Source organism: Anaerozeibacter quisquiliarum, assembly GCF_051162045.1.
GTDB classification, from domain to species: Bacteria; Bacillota; Clostridia; order Christensenellales; family Aristaeellaceae; genus Anaerozeibacter; species Anaerozeibacter quisquiliarum.
Window position 1 is genome coordinate 1 of the sequence record NZ_JBISDI010000072.1, and the last position, 3,519, is coordinate 3,519.

At 48.1% G+C, this 3,519-nt stretch carries 4 protein-coding genes; 1 reads left to right on the forward strand and 3 read right to left on the reverse strand.

Annotation, left to right across the window (positions count from 1 at the left end; genetic code table 11):
* Positions 1-67 precede the first annotated feature (67 nt).
* A complete protein-coding gene (locus ACH6CV_RS17935) occupies positions 68-295 on the forward strand; it encodes a hypothetical protein (RefSeq protein ID WP_456359589.1) in 228 nt (75 codons plus the stop codon).
* A gap of 41 nt (positions 296-336) precedes the next feature.
* On the opposite strand, the gene ACH6CV_RS17940 is transcribed toward ACH6CV_RS17935, so the two are convergent.
* The 3 genes from ACH6CV_RS17940 to ACH6CV_RS17950 form a co-directional block, all read right to left on the reverse strand.
* A complete protein-coding gene (locus ACH6CV_RS17940) occupies positions 337-834 on the reverse strand; it encodes a DUF4411 family protein (RefSeq protein ID WP_456359590.1) in 498 nt (165 codons plus the stop codon).
* Entirely contained in the window at positions 828-2,021 is a 1,194-nt protein-coding gene (locus tag ACH6CV_RS17945) for an ImmA/IrrE family metallo-endopeptidase (protein ID WP_456359591.1), read from the reverse strand. Before ACH6CV_RS17945 ends, ACH6CV_RS17940 begins: the two co-directional genes overlap by 7 nt.
* A gap of 48 nt (positions 2,022-2,069) precedes the next feature.
* Positions 2,070-3,519 (reverse strand): AAA family ATPase (locus ACH6CV_RS17950; protein WP_456359592.1); only part of this gene is annotated, 1,450 nt, incomplete at its 5' end.

Sequence of the window (3,519 nt, forward strand, 5' to 3'; positions counted from 1 at the left end):
GCCATGAAAAGCCTTGTCTTTCCGCGACCCTTCCTATAACACAGACAGTCGAAGGGAGGGGTTGACAATGGCCCGAATCATACGGAAACTGAACCCGGCGCTGCCCCAGCCGCCGCGCCTCATGAATGTGGCGGCATACGCCCGGGTGTCGCTGGAAAAGGATACCATGCTCCACTCGCTGTCGGCGCAGGTGAGCTATTACAGCGAGAAGATCCAGAGAAACCCTGGATGGCGCTATGCGGGCGTCTATGCCGATGCAGGCACGCCTTATGGACAAAATACCAAACGCCCATGAATGCCGGGTTATGCTGGCATCCATGGGTTTCCATTTTTACATTAGAATGTCCAGCCTTCCTGCTCAGCCAATTCGGTCACATTAAAGCACGGGATGCTGTACGACGAGCATATCTTCGGGATTTTTTTCGGCGAGTCCTTATTTTCTTCTGTAATCACGGCGATATGATACGTCATGGCGGTGGCAATGAGAAATGCGTCGCCAGATGACTTCATGTTTGAAAAGCTCAGCAATTCTGGATGTTCATTTACAATTTTCGTCACATTCTGCTGAACTACTGCGTCTACAGACAAGACCTCGCACCCGTTCTGTTGAAGCCATAACTTTAACGCATCATCCTCAACTTCATCCTCTATCTCAGAGCAGATGACTATCGTTTTCGACTTTATCATTTCGTCGATGTTCTGCCACAATGTGCTGTATACGGTACGACGGTGAGGTTCGTCTGCCTTTTGGGAAAGAATCGAACAGGTGTCGATTATGTAGCGATACGAAGGCGGTATCAGCGTATATTGTTCTCCGTAAGTGAGCGTCACCATTTCGCCACCTCCGTCAAGAATTTAGGTATGTGCTTCTCTTTTATTCCGAGTAGCCCCGATACCTCCTGTTTGCTAAAATAGCCGTCACTGTATCCAAGAAGCAACACTTTGCAAATTGTTGGGCTTGTTTTGTCAACCGCTTCGCGGGATGGCAATTTTGCAATTTGGGGAGCCCTGCCTTCCTGCCGGGCAATTTTCTGTGCTTGTTTTTCATTCTCAAAATTCTGTCTGATTTCATTAGCATAAGTGTCGTACTCATCCTTCGAAATTCGCCTCGTATCGTACAGTCTCCGAGTGATGACCTCTTTACTGACGCTGTATCTCTTGGCAATAGCTCCAATGGTATCCACGCTGAAACTGGTTATATTTTGTGCGGATAAAACGATGTTGAATGAAGCTGCCGGCACAAGCACCTCACCGGCAACAGCATTACAGAACACTTCCTCGTCCTGCTCTGAGAACGAAGCAAACATCTCATTGCACAGTGTGGACTGCTTTTTCAAGATATGAACTAATTCGTGGATGATGGAAAACGTCTTTGCCGGATAACGGTCATTATCGTTGATTCCGATAATTGGCGTGGTTTCATTGAAAATGGAGATGCCTCGTGCTACTTCAACATCAACACCAGTAAAACAATGAACGAAGATGCCCTTACTTTCAATCTGCTGGCGAATATATAAATAAAACTGACGGGCAGACTGCAGCTTAAACTGTTTGTTCAATTCCAGTCCGTAAAAAGCTCTAATTTGTCTCGCGTACACCGCTGCGCTTGCCATATCAGGAATTGAAGGTAGAACCAATGGCGAGGTAGTGATTTTCAACTCAGATTCAGCCGATGTCAGGAAATCATGATAACGAATCAGTTCGACAACCGCCAGATTCAACGAACTGCTGTCGGATAACGCTTCTGGCAATCTTCGCAAATTGCGCAGCAAAGGTAACTGTTTGATCGGAAGGTTGTCTTTATGCATATACAGACCAGCAAACGGGATTTTCAGGACTTTTGCGAGAGCCTTTGCCTGATTTAAGGTTGGGTAAGCATCGCTTGAAACATCAAGCCATGAGCCAACCTTATCCTCGGCAAGCCCAGTTCTTTGTGCGAGGAAAGCAGTTGTGATACCAATCCTCGTACAAATGAAGCTGACGGTTTCTTTATTAATAGTTGCGTCAATTCTTGCCGCCATGAAAAGACCTCCCTTCCGATAGAGTACTTATTACGTTATATACGGAAATCATTCCGCTTCCTCGCCTATCATCATGTTGTAGTGCTGTTCCTGCTGTAGGGCTTCAAAAATCAGTTTAAAGACCGTCCTGTATAGATGGATGTCGGCGCAGTCGTCCACATAGTTCAATCCGTCGCTGAAACCAACGGAATTTGCGCTGATGTAGGACAGCATCGCCGATGCGAGGTGATACTTCGTGTAGTCGGGTTGTCCGCATTCCACCAGTTCAATAAACTTGTCTCTATGCTCGTCCAGGACCCGTTTGCGAATATCTATGCCGTCGTAGCCGCAAAGCTGCATGAAATAATATTCCAGAATACGGCGTATGACGTTCATCAGCGGAATTGAGGTGTCCACTTCACGGTACTCGCTCCAAAGTGCTGCGTAGGAATTCTGTACGGGGTTGAAATTCTCCTGCTCAGTAGGCACCTTCTGACTTTGACGGGTGCAGAGCCGAATCGTCGAGTTATTGCTCGCCTTGCTGACCGTGTAAAACGACACGCATCTGTAGCGGTGGGTCTGGTTGTAGGTTATCTCCCTGTGGAAGTAGACATTGTGGGTCAGGATGAAAATCTGCTTGATGTAATCGCCCTCGACTTGATTGTCCAAGTAGTCGGCGTTATTGCGGCAGACCTCGACCATCTCCCGAACGAGGGTGCTTACGATGAAAAGAACGCTGCTGTCCATGCTGGAAACCGGATCGTCGATTACAACGATTTTATCCTTGCTCACGTCGGTGTCAGCGTGTCCGCCGCGCACGAGGTGATAGAAGTACAGAAAGGCTATGAAGTTCCGTTCGCCCTCGCTGAGCTTTTCAGCAACTTGCCCGTCTTGGCGAACCACTTCATAAACATTCGGATGCCCACGCTTCTCACGCAGGGAAAAACCCTGAAAACCTGAATCACGAAGCAGGTCGTTGATGCTCTTCATGGTCGGGGCGGTGCTGACGATTTTTTTATTGAGTTCGGCGATCTCCTGCCCTAAAGCTCGCGCCGCCTTGTCGCCGTCGGTGATTAGCCTAGTGAGGGAAGCTACTTCGTCGTCAAGAGCCTTGCGCCGCGTCCTGTAATCCGATATTTCTGTTTGAAGCGTGAATGCAATAAGTTGCCAAACATTCTCGATGCACTCATTCTTCTTGTCACGCTTCGCACCGACTATGTCGTTGTTTGTTTGAATCTGTTTGTTGAAGCCCTCAATCAGGGCGTTCAGTTCCTCGCGGACGGTCTTTACGGCATTATTGTCGAGGGCGGCGATTAAGGACGGCTCCTTGATTTTGTCAGCTATCTTTTGCAGATTACGCTCCACCAGCTTTTCCAGAAGAGCAAGTTTGTCCTCGTATTCCTTGGTGCTGATTTTTGGGTAGACCTCGGTCAGGTTTTCCCGAAGCAAGTCAATGAAGCCTTGCATATCACTCTTGTAGTCGTCGTAGAACCGCCGAAGATCGTTAATGTCCGCTTGG